The sequence below is a fragment of the Streptomyces krungchingensis genome, from assembly GCF_054729265.1.
Window position 1 is genome coordinate 8,487,597 of record NZ_JBPUKY010000001.1, and the last position, 21,611, is coordinate 8,509,207.

Consider the following 21,611-nt stretch of genomic DNA (forward strand, 5'->3'; position numbering starts at 1 on the left):
CCCTGTGTTTGCTTATCGGGCGCCGAAGCGGGCGGCGTCGAAGTTGGACTGGCCCATGTTCTGGTGGGCGTTGTCCTCCTGCTCCAGGTCACCGGAGCCGAACGCGGTGTCCATGCCGGACTGGCCGCCCAGGATCGCGCCCAGCGACCCGTTGAGCGCGTTCGTGATCTCGTCCGTGTGCGCCTTGAACGAGTCGAACGCGGCCTTGCCCGACCCGTTGAACTTCCCCTCCAGCGGCTCCGCCGCCTGGACCAGCCACCGGATCAGCGTGCCCAGGTCCTCAGTCGAACCGACCGTGCTCTTGCCGAGATCCGCCAGGGTCGACGACCCCATGTCGAACTTCATCCACCCACCCCCGTAAGTGTGCTGTTTACCACGGCTGTTCGGCCGCCCTGGCGCGTCCGTGCGCCACACAGGCCTCACAGTGTGTCGAACATATTCTCGCATCCCGCGTTGCAGGCGCAACGCAGTAGGGCGCGAAGTGGCGTGATCTATTCCACGGGGCGGTGTGTGACGGTGGGTCGGTCGGCCGAGACGCGGAAGTCCAGTCGGCCCGGCTGATCAAGAGTTTTCGGGAGGACGAGGACGGGTGGCGGCGGTCTGTTTCGTGGGGACGGGGCGTGGTCGACGGATGGCCGTTGCTCTGAGGATCAGCTGCGCGAGGGCTCGCCACTCTGGTTCGTTCACGCCGTGCTCGTCGCTCGTCCAGACCAACACGCCGTTACGGCCGCCGCCGTCCGCAGGAGGCAGCACATCCTGTTCGGCGTACCACTTCAGGCGACGCTGCCATCTGGTGGCGTACTCGGCGTTGTCGAACATGCCGAGGTGTTCCCAGTAGATGGCAGGCCCGGACAGGGGCTTGATCGTGAAGTCCGGGAGGACTGTGCGGCCGTCACTTCCCTTGAACGGCTGCTCGTAGGCCCAGGATCCAGGGGCGACTTGTTCAAGGAGGCGGCGAGGATGACCTCGTTATTGCTGCGCACCATCACGCCGTTCACCGCGACATGGACGAGCCGGGCAACGACGCGTTCGCAGTCCGCGCCGGACGGTGTCTTCACCCTCCGGGGATCCCGGGGTGTCGACGAGGTCGGTGCACCGGCGGGGTGGCGCCGCGAAGAAGGCCGCCGCAGCTTTCCCGGTCGGGGCGGCCAGGGCGACGACCGCTCCGGCCTCGTCGGCGATCTCCACCAGGGTGCGCAGGGTATGGGTCTTGCCGCAGCCGGGGCCGCCGGTCAGAACGGACAGGGGGCGGGGCAGGGTGGTGAGGATCGCCTGGTGCTGCTCGTCGGTCAGCCCGGCGGTCTCCTGGCCGGTCAGCGCGGCCACGTGCTCCGTCCACGGGGCGAGGCCGGCCAGCGGGGATCTGGATGAGAGCAGCCGCCGTACGTGGCAGGCGAGTTGAGACTCGTCACGGTGCCGATGCGGAAGCATGGCGATCTCCATGCCCGCGACCGTGTCGGTGCCGTCCCGCACGGGCATCGGCAGCGTCTCGGTAACCACCTTGCCCTGACCACGCAAAGCCTCCAGAGCGTGGCGCAACACCGCGTCGTCGAGGATCTCCGCACTCGCCGCGTCGTCATCGCTCAGCAGCTGACGAGTGTGGGCGATCAGTACGCGCACCGGCAGGTGGTAGTAGCCGCTTGCTCCTGCCTGGTCGATTTCGTGCAGCAGGGCGGGCTGGAGCCGAGCGTCACTGTGTTTGGGGATGCCGATGGTGAGGGCGAACTTGTCGGCGCTGTGGAAGCCCACGCCGTGTACGTCCCGGCACAACCGGTAGGGGGCGCGGCGGACGATGCGCATCGGGTCGTCGTCGGTGTCGGCGTACGCGGTGTAGATCTTCACGGCGAGCGCCGGGGTGATCTGGAGCCCCTGCAGGAACACCATGACGAGCTTCGTCAACGATACGACGTTGCTGCTCGACCTCGACGGGGTGCCCGGCGTACGGGTCGAGCGGTGCGAGGACGGTGGGCGCCGGGTCCACTGGCCACGGCGGATGCCTCGGCCCGGGTCTGCCCAGCCTGGATAACGGCCAGCATGCGATTCCATCAACCAGGTGTCAGGATTCCCGGAAGGCTTGGGTCAGGAGCCAAGCCGTAGAAAGCCAACTCTGCCGACGGGACGACAGATGCATGGCCGCCGACATTCTTATATCTGGGCGGGTGGACATGTGGCGCAGTGCCAGGCGTCGAGAGGTCAGGCAGCATCTCTGCCAGTGCTTGCGGTGACCTCGCACGCTTTCCCCCGAGTTCTCCCATCGTGATTACATGCGTCCGCAACTATCTGGGGAGTGATCTTGATGTCGCAGGGAAGTGCATTAGCAACTGGCTGTGTCGTTGCTGGTCAGCGGATCTCGTGAACGTCCCACCCGCACAGATGGTGCCGACCGAATACGGTCGGCACCATCTGCGTTCTGCTCTTGCTGTTGCGCGACGTATATGTGATCGCGTCCGCTACGCAGTGTCATCATCCTGCAGTAACCGGAAGCCAACCCCACACGGTGGCAGGGATCTCGGCGCTTGCTGGCCGTACGACAGACGGGAACGCCGCGCCGCTGACTCACCCCGGGATGTCGGCCTCGGTGAGAAACAAACTGGGTTCTCCCGACCAGGAGACGTAGAGGCTATCCCTCGCTCTCGTGCAGGCCACGAACAGCAAACAGCGCTCAGACATCATGTCCGTCTCGTGTTGGATGCTGTCCACATCCGCTGGGGTGACTGCCCGCGCGAACGGCACCGCGCCGTCGTTGACACCGATCACGGCGACACAGCGGAACTCGAGGCCCTTGAACGAGTGCATCGTTCCGACCTGTACGGTTTCCGCTGCGTCCGAGCCTGCGTCGGCGGCCCGCAGCGGTGCGGCCGAGATCCCCGCGTTCTTGAGACGTGCCACCGCCTTCGCGCATGTCTTGTTGAAGCGGGTGCTCACGCCGATCTCCCCGGCGCCGACGCCGGCCTCCATCCAGGACCGCACCTGGGCGACGAGCGCGTCCAGTTCCGCATCCTCCGTCTTCGCCGCGTGTACTGCGGGCCCGTTGCCGTGGAGGGCCGAGCGGTATCCGAGCAGCGTCTCGCCGCGGCCCTCGTCCTCCAGCTGGGCGATCGGGCGGCCGACGAGCAAGGCCGTGGACCAGCGGAGGATCTCCTGCGTGCTGCGGTAGTTCTTGCGCAGCTTCGTAGACCGCCCTGCCACCTTGATGCCGAGCGACTTCAGCGACACCTTCGAGTCGTAGATGCGCTGATGCGGGTCACCGGCGATGAACAGGTCGTCCGGTCGGGCCGGGACCGCCGCCCGCAGCAACCGCCACTGTGCCGGGTGCAGGTCCTGTGCCTCGTCCACCACGACGTGCCGATACAGCGGGCCCCTCTTCTCCAGCAGCCGGGCCGCCTCCGCGCACGTCTGCAGCCAGGTGCGCGCGCCGTCCTCGGCCAGGTCAGACGTGAACCGCTCCACCGTCTCCCACACCAGAGGACGCTCCGCTGCGGTCAGCCGACTGCCGCGGCCACGCCGGTCCGCCACCTCGTACTCGGCGAGGCTCCTGATGTCCTGCGCCAGGACGACGTGCCGGTACTCCTGTGCCAGAAACGGCGCCGTGCCGGTGAAACCCGTGGCCTTGGCCGCCTTCGCCCAGCGGCTCTCCTCCTCGTTGGACATCAGCGGCCGACGAGCCACCGCGCCCGGCGCCTCCGCGACGACGCGGCTTGCGAAGGCATCCACCGTTGAGACGTCCACCCGCTCCCGCAGCCGAGGGTCGTCGACCAGGGACTCCAGGCCCGAACGCAGCGCGTTCACCAAGGCGTTGGTGTATGTCGTGAGCAGGATCCGGTCCCCGTCGCGCAGATGTCCCAGCAGATGCCTGACCCTGTGCAGTGCCACGACCGTCTTGCCCGTACCAGGTCCGCCCGACACCTGGGCGGGTCCCGAGAAGGACGCCCGGTAGGCCACCTTGTGCTGGGACGGGTGCAGAAAGACCCGCCAGGCGGCGAACGGCTTGTCCAGGATCTCCCGCAGCTCCTCGGACGCCGTGACCAGAGCGAAGCGCGTACGCGTGTGCTGGATCGCCGTCTCGTAGTCCGCCGTGTCGACCGGCTGCGTTGCCGCCTGGAGAGCGGGAGCCACGATGTCCTGCCACACCTCCTCGACCGTGCAGCCCTCAGCGAGATACTGCAGCACCTCGCCCTGGTCCTGCGGCAGCAGCGGTGCGAAGACCTCCAGTTGCTCCTTGTCCATCAGCGACCTGGCCTGCCGCAGCGTATCGGCGTCGATACCGAGGGCGGTCAGATCCCCGTCGGAGAACTTCGCGAACAGCCGCTCCTTCGGCGAGGCCTCCGCCACCCGCTCGTACGCCGGTGTGATCTCGTCGAGCGTCGCCGCGTCCCGGATCTCGACGGCTCGTGTCACAGCGTTGATACTGGACTTCTGCTTCATCGCCCAAGCGATCGCCTTGTCGTGCTGCATGACCCTCAGGAGGACGAACGTTTCACCGGAGGACGGAGCGAGGACGACGCCGCGCCAGAACTGGTCGATGCGGATGGTCCGGATCTGCTGGTCCTTCGCCTTCGTCAGGCTCTCCAGCTTCAGCCCCTGATCCTTGAACAGCTGGTCCAGAGTCAGCCGGTTGAACTTCTCCCAGGCGTCGATGACGCTCTTCCGGACCGTGGGCTGAAGCTTGTGGAGTTCGGCGAAGAAGCCTATGTCGAAGGCGAGTTGTGGCATGACTTTGTTCTCTTCCTAAGCCGGAGTCGACACGTTCCTATTGCTGAGTGGCACGCCCTGTGCCGCTCCCCTGTCAATCGCGGCTGGGTTCGTCCTCGGCTGATTCCTCAAGTTCATCAAGAGCGCGCCACGCCAGATCCGCGAGGGTCTCGCCCGTGGCGGTCGCCCACCGGGCCGTTCCTTGGTTGGCCACGGGCCGCTTCTCCCACTCCGCGAGCTCCCACATACGGGTGATCAGGCCGGATGGCGAGTACTGCTTGCCATCGGCTGCCCAGAGGAGCGGCTTGGCCCGGTGGTTGACCCAGGTTGCCCGCGCACGCCGTTCGTCCTCGGCGAGCCAGTCCCGCAGCGCGTCCTCCTCCAACGGGTACCCGGACTTGAGCGTCAGCGGCTCCCCGTTGACGAGCACCTGCTTGTCGATGAGTACGGAGACCGCGTTGGGGCGGCGGCGCTTGCGCTGCGCCTGCACCCGCCGGTATTTGTCCGGAGTCTTGCCGCTCCCACCGTTCACGACGATGTCAAGGACATGCTCGGAGAGTTCGCGGCATCGCTCGATGTCCGAGCACACGGCACGGATCTGCGAACGCTCCTTGAACAGCTCGTCAATCGACGCGGCCACGATGGGCAGCAACTGCTTGACGAGGTTCCCGGTCTTCCCCGTGGCGTCCTTGGACCACTCCAGTTTGGGATCCGGTTCGTCGATGGTCTCGGTGTCCAGCAGCCGGAAGACAAGGTGAGCGATCAAGTAGACGCCGTGCTCGGTCAGGGCCGCACCACGCCCTTCGTAGCGGCTACGCAGCCCGTAGAGGGTGCGGCGGACCTCCCGCAGGACCTGAACCGCGTTCCACAGCAGGTACGCGCCTGGCTGCGGCCGGAAGAGGACGTCGTAGATGCCCTGCGAGCCCCGCTCCCACAGCACATCGAGCGAGACCCCCATACGGGCCGCGTACTGGCTGTCGTTGTGGGCGCAGGCGAGCGCGCAGGCTGCCTCGACCACTGAGCAGCCGGTCTCCTCCGGCGGTTCCAGCTCGCTGCGCCGCACGCTGTACTCCAGCCCGAGCTCGGCTCGCATCTCCTCAAGAATCGCCGCCTGGACCGGGTCGAGGGCGATGAAGTCGCGTGCTCCCACGCTGTTCTGCCGGTTCGTGGCCTTTGTCGTCTCCCTGGCGAAGTCCTCGACCGCGCCCGTCACGATGATGCGTACGCCGATTTGCGCCTGCGCCGCGGCCTCGTCGGAGGCCAGCGCTTCGGCCACGGAACGGACGGTCTGGGCGCCGTTGACCACGCTGGCGTTATGCAGCGTGAGCGTGAGCGGGTGGTGCTGCGGGGCACGCCTGTTCTGCTGGGCCTTCTCGACCGAGTCGCACAGCACGGTGATGCCGTTGTTGAAGTACCAGAAGTAGGACGGTTCTTGGGTAAGCGTTTCGATCAGAGCGTTGTTGATCGGGGTCCGGCCCAGTGGGTTGCGGATGTTCAGGTTGAACAGGTCCGAGCCGCTTGTGGCCCATTCGGCCACCTCTTCGGCCACGACGACGCCCTGGTAGGACTCGTATGGGGAGCTGATCCCGAACCACGGGAAAAGTGTGGCGGTGAGCTGAACCGGGTCCGGGGTGAGGTCTTCCCGGACGGAGGCCCACACCTCAGGCGCCAGGATGATCCGGTGGTCGAGGATCTCGCCGTAGCGGTTGAACTCCTTCTCGCCGTTGGCCAGGGCATCCTGGAAGCCGATACCGGGGTCGTCGGGGCGCATGAGGACGACGACCTGGGTCACTGGCACGGGCCCGCGGTCCATGACGGTCTTGGCGTACTCGGCCAGCTGACGCCCTCGCGGGTTGAACGGGGCGAAGTCCTCGTCGTCGATGAGGCGCAGGCCGGCGAAGAGTTCCAGTACCGCCTTTCGGTCGGCTGCTGCCCTCCCCTCAGGGCTCCACTTGCCCTGGACCAGGTACACATGCGGGTTGGGGCCGTCCACCACTGCAATAGCGTCGATGCCCTGGTCCGCGTGCCCGTCGATGACGGTGCGGGCCGCCTCCTGCGGACTGAAGCCAGTGACGATCCGTACGGCCTGTGCGGTCAATGCCCGCGAGAGCAGACGCGGCTCTTGCTCCTTGGCAGGCATGCCCTCCAGGTCGCCGACGTCCAGCAGACTGCCGTACACCGTCTTCAGCGCCCCACTGACCTGGCGTACCTGCGTGGTCACACTCGGCGTGGACTCCGCGGTCTTCTTCACGCTCATGCCTATGTCCCCTCCCACCGACGAAATGCAGCACGTATGTGCGGCAACGCTGCGCCCGCCAACTTGATCGTTCCATGATGTCGCGAACGCCCTGTGTTTTACGCTTGGATTCGGCCGCGCGACGGCCCGTTCGGTCAGGAGGCGGGCCCGTCGAGGTCCAGGCGGATCACGGCGAGGGTCTCTGCGACCTCGACCGTCAGCTCGTCGTCGGGGCCGTAGACCACACACAGGTCGTCATTGAGCGGTTGGAAGACCTCCAGAGCCTCGGCAGTACGGCCCTGGGCGAGCAGCAGCATGCCGATGTCGCGACGCAGTTCGACGGCCTCTTCGCTCACGTCGCCGTCCACGGAGCGAACGACGTCGAGGACGCCGTGCAGCCCGGCGAGCGCCTCGGTCACCTGGCCGAGTTCACCGCGGCAGCGGGCCGCTTGAGCCCGGCTGTCCCGGGCGTCCTCGCTGCTGGGGCCGCTGACACGCCCGTATGCGTCGGCGAGCGCCTCGAACTCGGGAAGCGCGGCCCGGTGGTCGCCCGCCAGCTGCCAGCTGAACGCCCGCCGCCGACGCAGCCCGAGGACCGCTTTGCTTTCCGGGCCGAGGGCCCGCGCGGCCGGCTCGATCACTTCGCCCACCACCTCGGCGGCCTGCGCGTACCGTTCCTCCTCCATCAGGGCGAGGTAGTGCGCGTTGACCTCGCGGAGCTGCTCGCGCAGCGCCTCCCGTTCGGCTGCGGGAACGGCGGGCGGCACAGCGGCTGCCCCGGCGGCGGGCGTGGCGGACCGCGCGTTCGTGGCACCGGCACGCGCGCGGGGCGCGTAAGGGCGTCGGAAGATGCCCGTCGGATCGGGGGTGCCGGCGGGTCCCGACTCCTCCGGTACGGCGTCCTCACCGGGCGCCGGAAGGAAGGGCCGCAGCCGCTCGTACACCTCCTGCACGTCCGCCGGGCGCGCCTCAGGCGCCTTGCGGAGCAGGTGCAGGACGAGTTCCTCCAGCTCGGCCGGTACGTCGGCGCGCAGCTGCCGCAGCGGGGTGGGCGTCGCGTTGACGTGCTGCATCATCAGGTGGAACTCGCCGTCCCCGCTGAACAGCGGCCGCCCGCTGAGCAGTTCGTGCAGCACGCACCCCAGCGCGTACAGGTCGGTGCGCGGTGTGACCCGCCCGCCGCGCACCTGTTCCGGTGCCATGTACTGGTGCGTCCCGATGGGACTGCCGGTCGCGGTCAGCCTGGTGACGTCCGTCTGGAGGATGGCCGCGATGCCGAAGTCGAGCACCTTCACGGTGCCGTCCCGTGCGACGAGGATGTTGCCCGGCTTGAGGTCGCGGTGCACCACGGGTACGTCGTGCGCGTACGACAGCACGGTCGCGACCTGCGCCGCCACGGACACCGCCCAGCTGACGGGCAGCGGCCGCGTAGGGTCCACGTACGCGGTGAGCGGCACGCCGTCGACCAGCTCCATCACCAGGAACAGCTGCTCGTACGACTCGTCGAGCACCGCGTCGTACACCTGCGGGACACCCGGGTGCTGGATCCGTGCGGTAATCCGCGCCTCGCGCTTGAACCGCTTCTCGAACTCCTCCGCCAGGTGCGGGGACGTCACGGCCTGCGGCCGGATGAGCTTCACGGCGACCGGGCGGTCCAGGACGGCGTCGTAGCCCCGCCAGACATCCCCCATGCCGCCGTGGCTGAACTGCTCCAGCAGCTCGTAACGTCCCGCGATCCGCCGTCCGTCCGGCACCTGGCCCCGCCCCCGTCGAGTGTCCGAAGTGGTCTTCGATGTGTGAGGGATCAGTGTCGCGGGTGGCGGTTTCGTGCGTCCAGTTGGCTTGCTTCCTGCCTACGGCATCAGGCCAAGCCGGGTGGCGGTGCACTCGGCCCAGACGGTCTTGCCCGGACCGCCGCCGGCGCGTGCGGCGCAGCCCCAGCGGTCGGCCAGCGCCTTGACGAGCAGCAGCCCGCGCCCGCCCTCGTCCGGTGCGGCGGTGTGGACGTGGGGGAGGCGCTCTCCTCGGGTGTCGCTCACTTCGAGCCGTACGGTGCCGGTGGCCGGGTCCGCGGTGAGGAGGACGTGGAAGTCCCGGCCGGCCACGTGCCCGTGCCGTACGGCGTTCGCGCACAGTTCCGCCGCGATGAGGGTGACGGCGTCGTGCGCGTCGCTGCCGTACGGGACGCCCCAGGCGTCGAGCCGGGTGCCGCACAGCCGCCGCGCGAGGCGGGCGCCGCGCGGCGTGGAGCTGAAGCGCATCGCGAACCGGTGTGCCGTGAGGGGTGGTTGTGTCGCGGTCATGCACTCACGGTGGCGTTCCGTGGCGTAGCGTGACCAGGGGTGACGCGCTGACGCCGATCCGTCGTACGGGGCGGGCGCGTGGCCTGTACGTGGCGGTACGCGGGGGAGAGGCGGCGGGACGGTGACCATGCGGGACGAGGAAGCGGGACAGCGGGAGCAGCAGCCGGAGGACGATCCGGGGACGGGCATCGTGACCGCGTTCGGGCGGCAGTTGAAGTTGCTGCGGGTGCGGGCCGGGCTGGAGCGCGCGGAGTTCGGCAGCCGGGTCGGGTACGCGGCGGACACGGTGGCGTCGATCGAACAAGGGCGGAGGATTCCGCAGGCGCGGTTCATCGAGCGGGCGGATGAGGTGTTGGGGGCCGGGGGTGTGCTGGCGGCGCTGAAGGAAGAGGTGGGGCGGGCTCAGTATCCGGCGTTCTTCCGGGACGCGGCTCGTCTGGAGACAGACGCACACGAGCTCTTCCTGTACGCGGTGCAGGCGGTTCCGGGACTTCTCCAGACTGAGGAGTACACGCGTGCCCTGCTCGCCATGCGGCGTCCGCTGCTGGATGAGGACACGATTGAACAGCGCGTGGCGTCAAGGTTGTTGCGTCAGGAGATCTTCAACCGGTGGCCGGCACCGCTCGTCAGCTTCGTCATCGAGGAGGCGGTACTCCGCAAGCCGTTCGGCGGTAAGCAGGTTCTGCAAGGGGTTCTCGAAAACATCCTGTTGATCGGGCACAAGCGGAACGTTGAGATCCAGGTCATGCCGAACGACCGTGAGGACAACGCTGGTGTAGACGGTCCGTTCACGTTGATCACCCCGCGGAGGGGTGACCAGATCGCCTATTTGGAAGTACAAGGGCGGAGCATCCTTGTCACCGACCGGAACGAGGTACGGTCCATCTCGGCACGCTATGGGATCATCCGAAGTCAGGCTCTCACTCCGCGAGAGTCCCTGGGATTCGTAGAGAAGGTGCTGGGAGAGCTATGAACACGGGCGAGTCGTGGCGAAAGAGCAGCTACAGCGGCGCGGAGGGCGGCGAGTGCATCGAGGTCGCCGAGACGAGTGGAGCCGTATGGGTGCGTGATTCCAAGCGACCCGAAGAGGCCAAGCTGTCCTTCGGCGAGGAGGCATGGGCCGGCTTCGTGAGGATGGCCGCCGGACGCTGAAGAGGCGGACGTACGACGTCTGGGCCCGGTGCGCGCATCCGCACCGGGCCCGAGCGTGTCAGAAGTCGTCCAGCCCCTCTTCCCGGCGGATCATCCGCCACGCCGCCCTGCGGGCGCTACGGTCGAGGTTGGACTTGAAGTCACGGTCCGCGCCGAAGTAGCGCCTGCCGAGCGTGTCGATCGTGGAGACATGGTCCATCATGTTCTCCTCGAACTTCTTGTCGAAGACGATGCCGAAGTTGGCCTCGTCGTTGACCAGCGCGGCGGCACGGACCTTCGGGTCCTCCTTGGTGGCGTTGAAGGCCGGGAGGACGTCCTCCTTGGTGAAGTCCGTGCCGAACTTGGCGTTGAACTTCTCGATCAGTTCCGACAGCAGTGACTTCTCGGGATCTTGCCCGCCGCCGACCCCGTCGCCGAAACCCTTGAGTTCGGCCGCGCCCTCGGGGTTGAGGGACACGTCGTGCTCGCCGGTCTTCTCGACGCGGAGGTGACTCAGGTCCACCTCACCTATGTCGACTCCGCCGTCGGCCAGGCGGGGGAGACGGTTAAGCAGGTGGCGGCCGTAGAGGTACAGCCGCTCCAGCTCGGCGTCCTGGTAGGGGACGATCTGCGCGAGGAAGCCGTACTTGCGGACGTAGTCGTTGAGGTTGGCGCGGAACTCCTCGGCGGTCTCGACGTCGTCCTCCTCGTTGCTCTCCAGGAGGGCGGTGAAACGGGTGACGGCGGGGGACAGGAGCCGGTACAGCTCGGCGTGCAGCTTCTCCCACTTGGACTGGGAACCGCCCGCCTTCTGCTCCGCCTCGATGTACGCGGCGACGAACTCGTCCATGTCCTGCTCCGAGATGACCGGGGCGGACATGACGCGGCTCTGGGCCGTGTAGAGGAGGTTCGGGTCGGAGGGGAGGGTGTGCGCCTCCTCGAAGTACGGGCGGAAGGCGTCCTGGATGTCCTCGGCCTCGTTGACGAAGTCCAGGACGGCGAGGTCGGCCTGGGACTTGCGTTCGGCGGTGCGGTTGAGGCGGGAGAGGGTCTGGACGGCGGCGATGCCGGTCAGCGTCTTGTTGACGTACATCGTCGTCAGGAGCGGCTGGTCGAAGCCGGTCTGGTACTTCTCGGCGACGACGAGGATCCGGTACTCCTGCTGACCCTTGCCGCCGGCCTTCGCGGCCTTGTCGTCTGCGCGGGTGTAGCCGAAGGCCTTCGGCAGCGCGTTCTCCGAGAGGCCGCCGTTCTCCTTGCTCTCGGTGGTCTCCTCGCCGTCGATGGTGAGGGACCCGGAGAAGGCGACCAGGACACCGAGGTCCGGGTACTTGGTGTCGTACTCGCGGTCGGCGATGTAACTGCGGATGGCGCGGGCCATCTGCACGGCGGAGTGCCGGGAGGCCGTGACCACCATCGCCTTGGCGCGTCCGCCGAGCCGGCCGCGGCTGTGGGCGACGAAGTGCTCGACGATCACCTGGGCGTGCTGCGACACCGTGTGCTCGTGCATGAGCGCGAACCGGGCGAGCAGGCTGTTGGCCTTGGAGGGGTCGACCTCCTTCTCGTCGCGGTTGAGGTTCGCGAGCTTCCAGTAGGTGTTGTAGGTGACGTAGTTGCGCAGCGGGTCGAGGATGAAGCCTTCCTCGATGGCCTGCCGCATGGAGTAGGTGTGGAAGGGGCGGTAGACGGTCTTGCCGTTGTCCACGCCATCCGTGCCGAAGAGTTCGAGCGTCTTCGACTTGGGCGTGGCCGTGAAGGCGAAGTAGGAGAGGTTCGTGGCACGGGAGCGCGCCACGGCCTTCGCCTTCAGCTGGTCGTCCACGGTGACCGTGGACGCGCCCTCGTCGTCCGAGTCCGCGTCCAGGCCGAGGTCGCGCAGGGCGGACTTCACGGCGGTGGCGGCATCGCCGGACTGCGAGGAGTGCGCCTCGTCCACAATGATCGCGAAGCGGGTCCCCTTGATCTCGGTGGGGTTGCGCTTGATGTAGTCGAGCAGCGCCGGGAACGAGTGCAGGGTGACCGTGACGATCTTCCCGGTGTCCCGGGAGAGCGCGCGGGCGAGCTGCTCGCTCTTCGCGCCGTGCTTCTCGTCGACCTTCACGACGAGGCCGTCCGTCTGCGAGAAGCTGCCGACCGTCGCCGAGAGCTGGGCGTCCAGGGCGCGGCGGTCGGTGATGACGATGACCTTGTCGAAGACGGGCTCGCCGGGCTTGATGCGGCCGTCGGCCAGGGCATCAGGCCTGAGAACGTGCGGATCGGTCCGGGCGTGCAGGTCGCTGAGGCGGTGGGCCAGCCAGCCGATGGTGTTCGACTTGCCGGAGCCGGCGGAGGCCATGACCAGGTAGTTCTGGCCGGCGCCGTGGACGGACGCGTGGGCGGTGAGCTTGCGGACCACGTCCCACTGGTGGAAGCGGGGGAAGATCGTCGACTTGGTGGTCCCGCCGCCGGGCGTCTTGTGCTTCTGCTGGTGCACGAAACGCTGGAGGAGGTCCAGCCAGTTGTCCCGTTGCCAGACTTGTTCCCAGAGGTACGAGCTGGCGTACGTGCCGTGGGCTGTGGGCTCCGGGTTCCCGGCCCCGCCGGGCTGGCCGGGGCCGTTCGAGCCGGTGTTGAACGGCAGGAAGCGGGTGCTCTTGCCGCGCAGTTGCGTGGTGACGAAGACTAGGTCCGGGTCGACGGCAAAGTTCGCGATCACGCGCCGCGTGAAGATCAGCTCGGTCGGGTCCCGGTCGGTCCGGTACTGCTCCTTGGCCTGCTCCACGCCCTGCCCGGTCAGCGGGTTCTTCAACTCGGCCGTGGCGACCGGGATGCCGTTGAGGAACAGGGTCAGGTCGAGGCGGTGGCCCCAGTCGGCCTGCTTGGTGGCGTAGGGGAGTTCCCGGACGACGGTGAGGCGGTTGGCCCGGTAGCCGTCGAGGACGGAGTCGGCGGAGATGAGGTTGGGCTTGAAGTACGCGACGCGGAGGCGGACACCGCGGTCCTTGACCCCGTTGCGGAGGACGTGGAGGAGGCCGTCATCGGCGATGGCCCGGTCGAGGCGCTGGGCGAAACCGCGCTGCGCCTCGTTGGGGTTTCCGCCGTAGACGGTGAGGAGTTTGTCCCACTCGTCGGGCTGGGTCGCGCCGATGAAGGTGAGCAACTCGTTGGTGTCGAGGCCGAGGTCGGGGTGGTAGTCCTCGGGGCTCGCCTCCCGCCAGCCTCGCTCGCAGAGGGCGGCGACGATGGCGGATCCGAAGGAGGACTCGCCGTGCACGGGGCTCATACGGTTACTCCTTCGGTTACGTTGCGGCCGCTGGCGGTGGATACGTCGAACTGGCCGGTTACGGCGGCGGTGATGAGGGCTTGGCGGCGTTCTGTAGCACGTAGCTCGAAGCTGTGGATGGAAGTCCTCAGCTTGTGAACCACGCTCAGGTGAAGATCGAGGTCGGCAACAGCCGCATTTTGCTCACGTCTGGGAGGGAGATGGATTGGGAACGACTTGAGTGAGTCGTTGTTGATGATGCGGATACGGGAGTACTGTGCCCATTCCCTGACCTCTGGTTCGGCTGACCAGAGCTGCCAAGCAATGAATCTGCTATTTACATTACTGTGAGTGGTTAGGGCAGTCAGTTGCTGATTTCCGGTCGCCGTATGATCCAGATGGCCAATTTTGCCGAGCGATTCCCCGATTCCGGTGATCAGAATGCTGTCTGCGGGGAAAATGGGCACGCCGGATTCGACCTTCGCGGTTTTCTCGGCCGGGGCGACAGTGAACCAGCCGTCGAGTGCGGCAGGGGTGTACCAGGGAAGGCGATCCAGGTCTGTACGATCGGTGCTGGACGGGGTGAGGTTGGCAGGTGTGCTGCCTGTCTGTACGAACTTAAGCGCACGCCGCAACGGGACGGGGTCATGGGTTGCGCCTGGTTCCCTGAGTCGGACTCGTCCAGTCGACAGTGCTGCTTGAGCGGCCAATCGCTCACCGATCAATTCCACTTGAGTGCGTCGAGAGTGCAACAGTCCATCAATGCGCGCCGTCTCGTCATCGAGGAAGTCGGCGATGCGGCGCTGCTCCTCCAGCGGAGGCAGTGGTACTCGCAGTTGCTCGATATCTGGCATGTAAATGGTCTTGTGCGTGGATCCCGTGGCGACCCGCTTGAGATCTGGGGCCATGCCTCGAAGCGCGTGCAGAAGGTACCGAGGTTCCAGCCTCGGCCCGCAGGTCCAGGTCGCGAAATCCTGACTCGTTGCCATGTCTCGGCCCATGATCGCAGAGAATCCCACTGAGGCGGTACGCGAGAGAATCACGGTTCCCGCTGGGTGCTTGACGGCCGCCGAGTTCGCCAGCCCAAGAGGGCTGACCATTTCCTTTGTTTCTGCTATGACATTGGTCTGGCCGTCACGCAATTGCCAAACGTCGGCGAGCGTGATCCACGGAACTGTGCAGTTCTCCCAGTACTCGGGCTTGCTGCGGCTGGGCGTGTGTCCGGACCCCAGACGCGCCACGAGTCGAATTGGTGCTGTGGGCCATCGTGAAGCAGAGAGCCAAGGTGCCAGGCGTGACTCTGTCATTCGGTGACCTCCCCCAGCAGCTCCTGAATCTCCGCCTCCAGTGCCTTCAACTCCGCGTCGATCTCCGTCAACGGCCGAGGCGGCTCGTAAACGTAGAAATGCCGCGTGAACGGAATCTCGTACCCGATCTTCGTCTTGCCGTGGTCGATCCACGCATCCGGCACATGCGGGTGAACCTCCCGCTTCAGGTACTCCTCGACATCCTCACCCAACGGCACGTTCTCGTAGTCCCGAAGCTCCGCGTCCGGCTCGGGTTGGCCCTTGACGAGCTGAACCTCGCCCTCCGGGTCCCGAACACCGATCGCGTCACGCAGAGCCTTGTTGAAGGGCGCGCCCGTGGGCCATGTCGAGCCGGCTGCGACCACCGCGTCCTTGAGGGCGAGCCAGGCCTCCTGCTTGGTGGCCCAGCTCGCGGCCTCCATCGACTCGAAGGCGTCGAACATGACCGTGGCCTGCGGCAACTTCTGGATGGCCTTGGACGCCTCCAGCGCCGTCAGCGTCTCCTCCGTCACCTCGAACCGCAGCTTCAGCGGACGCTCGACAGTGATCCGCTGGTAGCCGAAGTCCTCGTTGCGGAAGACCTTCACCTTGCCGTGCAGCGAGTGCTCCGGGTCGTCTGCGACAGCCAGCGCCTCACCGTACAGCTTGACCACCGTCGCGATGTGGTCCTTGCCCAGCTCCTTGCGCTTGTCGCCCAGCGACTTGCGCATCTTCTGCCACTGGTCACGCGCGTCCAGCAGTACGACCTTGCCCTTGTGATCCGGGTTCTTCCGGTTGGTGAGGATCCAGAAGTACGTCGAGATACCGGTGTTGTAGAAGAGCTGGTCCGGCAGGGCGACGATCGCCTCCAGCCAGTCGTTCTCCAGGATCCAGCGGCGGATCTCGGACTCACCGGAGCCGGCCGCGCCCGTGAAGAGGGGTGAGCCGTTGAAGACGATCGCGAGACGCGAGCCGCCCCCGCCGTTTACATCCACCGGCTTCATCTTCGAGATCATGTGCTGGATGAAGAGCAGCGAACCGTCGTTGATGCGCGGCAGCCCCGCCCCGAAGCGGCCGGCGTGGCCCAGCTTCTCGCTCTCGGCCTCGACGTCCTCCTTGACCTTCTTCCACTCCACGCCGAACGGCGGGTTGGCCAGCATGTAGTCGAAGGTCTTGCGGGCGTGGCCGTCGTCGGAGAAGGAGTTGCCGAAGGCGATGTTTTCCGGGTCCTGGCCCTTGATCATGAGGTCGGACCGGCAGATCGCCCACGACTCGGGGTTGAGCTCCTGCCCGTACACCTCCACCGTGGCGTCCGGGTTGAGCTCGGTGATGAGGTCGTCCATCGCGGAGAGCATGCCGCCCGTGCCGCAGGCCGGGTCGAGGACGGTGCGGACCGCGCCGGGGAGCTGGAGCGCGTCGCCGTCAGGGGCGACGAGCAGCCGCACCATCAGCTGGATGACCTCACGCGGGGTGAAGTGCTCACCGGCCGTTTCGTTCGACTGCTCGGAGAAGCGGCGGATCAGCTCCTCGAAGATGTAGCCCATGTTGTGGTTGGGCACGACCTCGGGGTGCAGGTCCAGGTCCGTGAACTTGCCGATGACCTTGTAGAGCAGGTCGGCGTCGTCCAGCCGCTTGATCTGCTGCGCGAACTCGAAGCGTTCCAGCACGCCCCGCGCGTTGTCCGAGAAGGCACCCACGTACACCGTGAGGTTCTGCGCCGCGTTCTGCGGATCCGCCGCGATCTTCTTCAGGTTCAGGCGCGACCGGTTGTAGAAGGAGTGGCCCGAGGCCCGGCGCAGGAAGCGGTCCGGGTCGATGTCGCTGTCCTTGTGCTGCTCCGCGATCTCCGCGACCTTCTCGCGCGTCGGCTCCAGCACGCACTCCAGACGCCGCAGCACCGTGAACGGCAGGATGACCTTGCCGTAGTCGGACTGCTTGTAGTCCCCCCGCAGGAGGTCGGCGACGGACCACGCGTGGTTCGCCAACTCCGTGTGCTTACTGCTGTTCAACTGGATCCCCGGATTCCTTCCGAAATGTCTCAACCCCACCGTCCGGGCCGACTGTCGGCCGGGACGGTCCGACAATTGTGGTCTATGTGTGAAGGCCCTCGTGCCTAATGGGGCGAATCGCCACCCCGGCCGCGCACCTCAGCCGTCTCCCGCGACGGCAGCAACTGCCCCCCGGTCAGCCCGCCCGCCAGCAGCCGCGCAGTCTCCTCCGCCAGCCGCGTCGCCCGCTGCGCCTCCGCCCGGAGTTCGTGTACGCGCCGGAACGCCTCTCCGTACCGCCGCTGCTCCTCCAGCGGCAGCAGCGGCACCCGCAGCCGGCCCGGACTCACGGTCACGACCGTGCTACCCGTCGACGCGCCCGCGATGTTCTCCTCCGTGCTCAGGAACCCGGCGAGGAACCAGGGGTCAAGGCGGGCCGGGTCCGGCCGGAAGAGGTGGATGTGAGGGCCGAGCAGTGCGCCGGCTTCCTCCTCGCCCGCCACCCGGGCCATCTGTCCGCCCCCACTCGCCAGCGCCCGTACCAGCACATCCCCGGCAGCGATCACGGGCGTTGTCGCATCGGTCCGCAGCTCCGCCGGATCCCCGGTCGGGCCCGAACCACTCGCGATGTCCGCGCCGGTGAGAACCGGACGGGCCGCGTACTCTTCGCCACCGGCGTTCTCCACCCGTCCCCGCGCGGCCTCCGGCAGGGTCCGCAGCAGTGTCAGCGCAGCACCGCGCGCGAGGTCCGAGGCCGTCGCCGTTCGCCATTCGCGCGCCGTGACGCCCGCGGCGCTCCAGTCGTCGTAGCCCGCCGCCCTCCCAAGGGACCTGGCGGCCCGTACGAGGTTCCGGCGCGTCGCGTCCACCTCCGCCGACAGCTCGGCGGGGTCGACCTCGGCCCGTGACGTCCGTACGAGGCGTGCCGGTGTTAGGTCCACCAGGTCGTCCAGGAGGTCCACAACCCCTACCGCACTGGCTACGCCGGGTTCGCCCTCGAACGCGTCCGGGTTCTTCGTGAACGCCTCCCATGCGTCCACGACCTGTGCCGTGATCCTCGCCCAGTCCAGTGAGCCAGACCGGCTCCCGCCTCGCGTACGGGCGCCGGGCCCCGATGTTCCACCGCGTCCGGAGGCCGCCCCCGTCGCCGCCTCCGCCGTGTCGACGAACAGTACCGACTTGCGCTCCGCACCGCCCGGTTCAGGCCGCTGCAGAACCCAGATCTGCAGCGCGATGTGCAACGGCACGGACGCGCCGACCGGCAGCGCCACCACCGCGCGCAGCGCCCCGCTGCGTACAAGCTCCGCACGTACGCGCCGCCCCGAGGCACGGCCGGCCGTGGCGGGCGGCAGGATCAGGGCCGCGTAACCGCCGGGTGCCAGGTGGGCCAGCGCGTGCTGCACCCAGGCCAGCTCCGAATCGCTGCGAGCCGGTACCCCGTACGCCCAGCGCGGGTCGTACGCCAGCTCGTCATGCCCCCAGTCCCGGTCGCCGTACGGCGGGTTGCACAGCACCGCGTCCGCGACCAGGTCGGGGAACGCGTCCGCTCGCAGACTGTCGCCGGCGCGCACGGTGACCGAGGCCTCCGGTGCCGTAAGCATCAGGCTCACCGAGCTGCGCTGGGCCTGCACCGGAAGCAGGTCCTGGCCGTACAGCTTGCGCGCGCCGCGGCGGGCCGCGGCCGCGAGCAGGGTGCCGCTGCCGCAGGCCGGGTCGAGGACGCGGGCCGGGGTGCCAGGTATCAGGCGGGCGACCAGATCCGCGAGTGGCGTGGGTGTCTGGTACGCCCCGGACGCGGCACTGTCCTCCAGTTCACGCTCCGCGAGCACACCCAGCGCGGCCTGGCCGCCCTCCTCCCGTACACACGCGTACAACGCGCGCAGCACTGCGGCGTCGTCCGTCGTGAAGCGGACGGCATCCGCGCCCGGCACGGCGCCGGCGACCGCCGCCGCGTCGCGCTCGGCGGCAGCGGTGAGTTCCGCGTCCGGGAGCTGGGCGGCGGCCGCCAGCTCCTCGGTCGGGTGACCCGCCGCCGCGAGGACCAGGGGCAGCAGGTCCGTCGTACCGCCACTGCCGCTCTGCGTGTGCAGGCGCAGCGTCGTGCGGAGTTCCTCCGATGGACTCGCCGCCGAGACGTGGCCGCGTGCGGCGAGCCAGGTGCGTACGGCCTCCAGGTCGTACAGCGGACTGCTGTCGGTGCCGCCCGCCGGGGCCGGGAAGTCGTCGTGCCGGCGGCGCCAGTTGCTGACGGTGGCGCGCGTGACCCCCGCGATGCGGGAGATCTCGGCGGCGGTCACCTGGGCGGATGGCTGGGGCATGGCGTGGGTCCTGGCCTCTCGGTAGCGCACGGTTAACAACCTACAGCACTCGTCAAATCTGTCAATGCATTTGACAGTGCTTTCACTGCCATGCTTACCTGGTCATGCTTCCGGTGGAGGGAGTCGCTCGGCAGTCCTCTGCCGTGGCCTCACGCCGCGGGCTCGTGTCCTGCCGATCCGGCACCACGGGGAGAAGCCACCGCAGGCGCGGTCCGTGCCTGTCTGTCCGAGAACGCCGGGGGAGTCTCATGCGCCTCACCATGCCGACCGCCGTCGTCGAAGGAACCCAGCTCACCGTGATGCCGTTCCGCGACGACGCCGTCGTCGGAACGCTGTCCGTGCCCACGCTCGTTCAGCTCGTACCGTCGCCGCGAGCCGAGGAGGATCCGAGGAAGCTGAAGGCTGCCTCGGGCCTGGTGCGCCGCCACGCCGAGCTGCGGGCGACCGTGCAGCGGACGCTGAAGTCCTCGCAGAAGGGCAAGAACGTCGGGCCGTACGCCGAGTACATCGCCGTCGGCCTGAAGGGCGAGCTGGGCGCTGCTTGGTCCACGCCGCCGATCACCCTGTGGCACGCCGGACCGCTCGCCGCGATCAGCGACGAGCTCGTACCGGGCAGCGGCGTGCGCACGCTCACCGTCACGCCAGGCACGATGGTCGTCGCCATCGACGGCGAGACGCAGACCGCCGCGTGGCACGACCTGTACGACGACCCCGAGACGTACGGCCTGACGTACCCGGAACTCGCCCGGGTGCGCCTCCCGTTCGAGCTTTACGTCGGTCTCGCTCCTGCGGACGCGCGGCAGATCTTCTACGATCGCAACGTCCAGGGCGTCGCCGTCGCCAAAAATCTGGCCATGTCCATGGACCGGCGGGACTTCGGCACGCGGCTCGCACATGTCGTCGCCGACTCTGTGAAGGTCGAGGTCGGCGGGCAGCGAGTGTCGTTCGGCAGGCTGGTCAACTCCAGCAAGCGGCAGGTCTCGGCTGGCGACCGCGAGGTCGTCACGCTCTCCGCGCTGCGCGCCCTCGTCATCACCGCCATCTACGGCAATGGCGGTCTCGCCCGCTCCGCCGAGTCGGTGCACGAGGACGAACTGCCCGCCGGTGCCAGGGCCGAGGAGGCCGAGGCCGTCGTCGTGCCGCTGCTGGCGAGGCTGATCTCCGAGCGGTTCCCCGCCTTCGCTGGCCGCAGCGCCCTCACCGCGCCCGCCGTACTCGCGGGAGTCGGCATCGCCGCCCACCACGCCATGCCGTGGAGCGAAGCCGCCTCCCGCATCGGCGCCGAGGAACTGGACCGGTTGCTCGACGGCATCCGTTGGGAGCGCGAGGCGACCTACTGGGACGGTGTCGCCGCCAAGGCCGGCACCTCCGGCCGCCTCAACTTCAGCGGCGGTGTCAAGGGCTCCGGAGGCCGTGTCGCCGACGCGATCATCTACCCCGCCACTGAGGCGGGGCGGAAGATCCGCGGCCTCTGAGCCACGCCTCGCCCGCCACGCGGAGCGACGCGGCATCGCCCGCGCCGAACCCAACGACATCGGACGGCCGCCCAACGCTCGGCCACCTACAACAGAAACGGAGCACTGCCATGACCTTCCAGCAACCCACCCCTCAGTCCGACGGTCCCCAGAACGCCTTCGGCCTCGGCACGCCCGCCGGTCCCGGACAGTCCGCGCAGCGCCGCAGACCGTGGCTGAAGTACGGAGCGGTCGCCCTGGCGTCCCTGTTCATCGGAGTCGGCATCGGTACGAGCAACGGCTCGGCGGAGACGGGTAAGGGGACGGCCGAGACGAAGTCTGCTCCTCGCCCGACGGTCACCGTCACCGAGACCGCCGCGGCGGCCGACCCCGAGCCGGCGCCGACCGTCACGAAGACGGTCGCCGCGAAGCCCAAGAAGACGCAGGAGCCCGGCCTCGCGACCACCTTCTCCGGGGAGGGGGAGTACCTCGTCGGCGAGGACATCAAGGCCGGCACCTACAAGACGGCTGGTCCGGGGGACGAGTTCGGCTGCTACTGGGAGCGAGCGAAGGACGCCAGCGGAGAGTTCGGCTCGATCATCGCGAACAACAACCTGGAGGGTCCCGGCCGCGTGACGCTCAACAGCGGCGAGTACTTAAAGACCAACCGGTGCCAGGAGTGGAAGAAGGTCGGTTGACCCAAGGGTGTCCTGACGGGTCCTCGCCGGGGCGGGAGGGCAGCACGCAGCACTTCTGGACGTGTTCCTGGGGTCGATATATAGCTATATGCGCTCTCTTTTCTGCTGCTGGCAGGTGAGTTCGTATCTTTAGTTGGAACTGCCATCCACATAAGCGCAACCATGCGCTATCACTGGTGGTCCATAGGGTGCAGATTGTGTGGGTGGGGGGTTCCGCTTCGCGACTGTGCGCCGTGGTGGCGAGTGCAGTCATGTCAGAAGGAA

The 21,611-nt window shown here is 67.8% G+C and carries 15 protein-coding genes; 4 read left to right on the forward strand and 11 right to left on the reverse strand.

Going from position 1 to position 21,611, the window contains the following annotated elements:
* Positions 1 to 12 precede the first annotated feature (12 nt).
* From ACSYGO_RS36880 to ACSYGO_RS36910, 7 genes are all read right to left on the reverse strand, one after another.
* A complete protein-coding gene (locus tag ACSYGO_RS36880) occupies positions 13 to 345 on the reverse strand; it encodes a hypothetical protein (RefSeq protein ID WP_432174106.1) in 333 nt (110 codons plus the stop codon).
* Positions 346 to 561: 216 nt separating this feature from the next.
* Positions 562 to 819, reverse strand: a complete 258-nt coding sequence (locus ACSYGO_RS36885; protein WP_460389237.1) for a hypothetical protein — start codon at positions 817 to 819, stop codon at positions 562 to 564.
* Positions 820 to 969: 150 nt separating this feature from the next.
* Positions 970 to 1,899, reverse strand: a complete 930-nt coding sequence (locus tag ACSYGO_RS36890) for a helix-hairpin-helix domain-containing protein (protein WP_460389239.1) — start codon at positions 1,897 to 1,899, stop codon at positions 970 to 972.
* 657 nt (positions 1,900 to 2,556) lie between these two features.
* Positions 2,557 to 4,713, reverse strand: coding sequence for a UvrD-helicase domain-containing protein (locus ACSYGO_RS36895; protein ID WP_460389241.1), 2,157 nt, complete (start codon positions 4,711 to 4,713; stop codon positions 2,557 to 2,559).
* Positions 4,714 to 4,786: 73 nt separating this feature from the next.
* Positions 4,787 to 6,949 carry an AIPR family protein gene (locus tag ACSYGO_RS36900; protein ID WP_460389243.1) on the reverse strand — a complete coding sequence of 721 codons (2,163 nt, stop codon included), beginning with the start codon at positions 6,947 to 6,949 and terminating at the stop codon, positions 4,787 to 4,789.
* Between the two features lie 134 nt (positions 6,950 to 7,083).
* Positions 7,084 to 8,619, reverse strand: a complete 1,536-nt coding sequence (locus ACSYGO_RS36905) for a serine/threonine-protein kinase (RefSeq protein WP_460389808.1) — start codon at positions 8,617 to 8,619, stop codon at positions 7,084 to 7,086.
* A 162-nt stretch (positions 8,620 to 8,781) separates the two neighbouring features.
* Positions 8,782 to 9,231, reverse strand: a complete 450-nt coding sequence (locus tag ACSYGO_RS36910; protein WP_460389245.1) for an ATP-binding protein — start codon at positions 9,229 to 9,231, stop codon at positions 8,782 to 8,784.
* 127 nt (positions 9,232 to 9,358) lie between these two features.
* On the opposite strand from ACSYGO_RS36910, the gene ACSYGO_RS36915 reads away from it, so the two are divergent.
* On the forward strand, positions 9,359 to 10,204 hold the full coding sequence (locus ACSYGO_RS36915) for a helix-turn-helix domain-containing protein (protein WP_460389247.1): 846 nt from the start codon (positions 9,359 to 9,361) through the stop codon (positions 10,202 to 10,204).
* Positions 10,201 to 10,383: a DUF397 domain-containing protein gene (locus ACSYGO_RS36920; RefSeq protein WP_460389249.1), complete on the forward strand. Its 183-nt coding sequence runs from the start codon at positions 10,201 to 10,203 to the stop codon at positions 10,381 to 10,383. Before ACSYGO_RS36915 ends, ACSYGO_RS36920 begins: the two co-directional genes overlap by 4 nt.
* A gap of 58 nt (positions 10,384 to 10,441) precedes the next feature.
* Here ACSYGO_RS36920 and ACSYGO_RS36925 read toward each other — a convergent pair whose 3' ends face one another.
* From ACSYGO_RS36925 to ACSYGO_RS36940, 4 genes are all read right to left on the reverse strand, one after another.
* The gene (locus ACSYGO_RS36925) at positions 10,442 to 13,624 is read right to left on the reverse strand and encodes a type I restriction endonuclease subunit R (RefSeq protein WP_460389251.1); all 3,183 of its coding nucleotides are present in this window, start codon (positions 13,622 to 13,624) and stop codon (positions 10,442 to 10,444) included.
* Positions 13,621 to 14,844, reverse strand: a complete 1,224-nt coding sequence (locus tag ACSYGO_RS36930; RefSeq protein WP_460389253.1) for a restriction endonuclease subunit S — start codon at positions 14,842 to 14,844, stop codon at positions 13,621 to 13,623. The genes ACSYGO_RS36925 and ACSYGO_RS36930 overlap by 4 nt, the downstream gene beginning before the upstream one ends.
* A gap of 62 nt (positions 14,845 to 14,906) precedes the next feature.
* The gene (locus tag ACSYGO_RS36935; RefSeq protein ID WP_460389254.1) at positions 14,907 to 16,898 is read right to left on the reverse strand and encodes a type I restriction-modification system subunit M; all 1,992 of its coding nucleotides are present in this window, start codon (positions 16,896 to 16,898) and stop codon (positions 14,907 to 14,909) included.
* A gap of 104 nt (positions 16,899 to 17,002) precedes the next feature.
* Positions 17,003 to 19,195, reverse strand: a complete 2,193-nt coding sequence (locus ACSYGO_RS36940; RefSeq protein WP_460389256.1) for an N-6 DNA methylase — start codon at positions 19,193 to 19,195, stop codon at positions 17,003 to 17,005.
* A 248-nt stretch (positions 19,196 to 19,443) separates the two neighbouring features.
* Here ACSYGO_RS36940 and ACSYGO_RS36945 point away from each other — a divergent pair, with 248 nt between their 5' ends.
* Together ACSYGO_RS36945 and ACSYGO_RS36950 are read left to right on the forward strand one after the other, a co-directional pair.
* The gene (locus ACSYGO_RS36945; RefSeq protein ID WP_460389258.1) at positions 19,444 to 20,670 is read left to right on the forward strand and encodes a ParB N-terminal domain-containing protein; all 1,227 of its coding nucleotides are present in this window, start codon (positions 19,444 to 19,446) and stop codon (positions 20,668 to 20,670) included.
* 110 nt (positions 20,671 to 20,780) lie between these two features.
* A complete protein-coding gene (locus ACSYGO_RS36950) occupies positions 20,781 to 21,347 on the forward strand; it encodes a hypothetical protein (protein WP_460389260.1) in 567 nt (188 codons plus the stop codon).
* Positions 21,348 to 21,611: the final 264 nt, after the last annotated feature.

What these genes read in the sequence shown, in the direction of transcription:
- ACSYGO_RS36915 (WP_460389247.1), top strand. Translation starts at nt 9,359, where the DNA reads ATGCGGGACGAGGAAGCGGGACAGCGGGAGCAGCAGCCGGAGGACGAT.
- ACSYGO_RS36880 (WP_432174106.1), bottom strand. Translation starts at nt 345, where the DNA reads ATGAAGTTCGACATGGGGTCGTCGACCCTGGCGGATCTCGGCAAGAGC.
- ACSYGO_RS36910 (WP_460389245.1), bottom strand. Translation starts at nt 9,231, where the DNA reads ATGACCGCGACACAACCACCCCTCACGGCACACCGGTTCGCGATGCGC.
- ACSYGO_RS36945 (WP_460389258.1), top strand. Translation starts at nt 19,444, where the DNA reads ATGCGCCTCACCATGCCGACCGCCGTCGTCGAAGGAACCCAGCTCACC.
- ACSYGO_RS36925 (WP_460389251.1), bottom strand. Translation starts at nt 13,624, where the DNA reads ATGAGCCCCGTGCACGGCGAGTCCTCCTTCGGATCCGCCATCGTCGCC.
- ACSYGO_RS36905 (WP_460389808.1), bottom strand. Translation starts at nt 8,619, where the DNA reads ATGGGGGATGTCTGGCGGGGCTACGACGCCGTCCTGGACCGCCCGGTC.
- ACSYGO_RS36920 (WP_460389249.1), top strand. Translation starts at nt 10,201, where the DNA reads ATGAACACGGGCGAGTCGTGGCGAAAGAGCAGCTACAGCGGCGCGGAG.
- ACSYGO_RS36950 (WP_460389260.1), top strand. Translation starts at nt 20,781, where the DNA reads ATGACCTTCCAGCAACCCACCCCTCAGTCCGACGGTCCCCAGAACGCC.
- ACSYGO_RS36885 (WP_460389237.1), bottom strand. Translation starts at nt 819, where the DNA reads ATGTTCGACAACGCCGAGTACGCCACCAGATGGCAGCGTCGCCTGAAG.
- ACSYGO_RS36895 (WP_460389241.1), bottom strand. Translation starts at nt 4,713, where the DNA reads ATGCCACAACTCGCCTTCGACATAGGCTTCTTCGCCGAACTCCACAAG.
- ACSYGO_RS36900 (WP_460389243.1), bottom strand. Translation starts at nt 6,949, where the DNA reads ATGAGCGTGAAGAAGACCGCGGAGTCCACGCCGAGTGTGACCACGCAG.
- ACSYGO_RS36940 (WP_460389256.1), bottom strand. Translation starts at nt 19,195, where the DNA reads ATGCCCCAGCCATCCGCCCAGGTGACCGCCGCCGAGATCTCCCGCATC.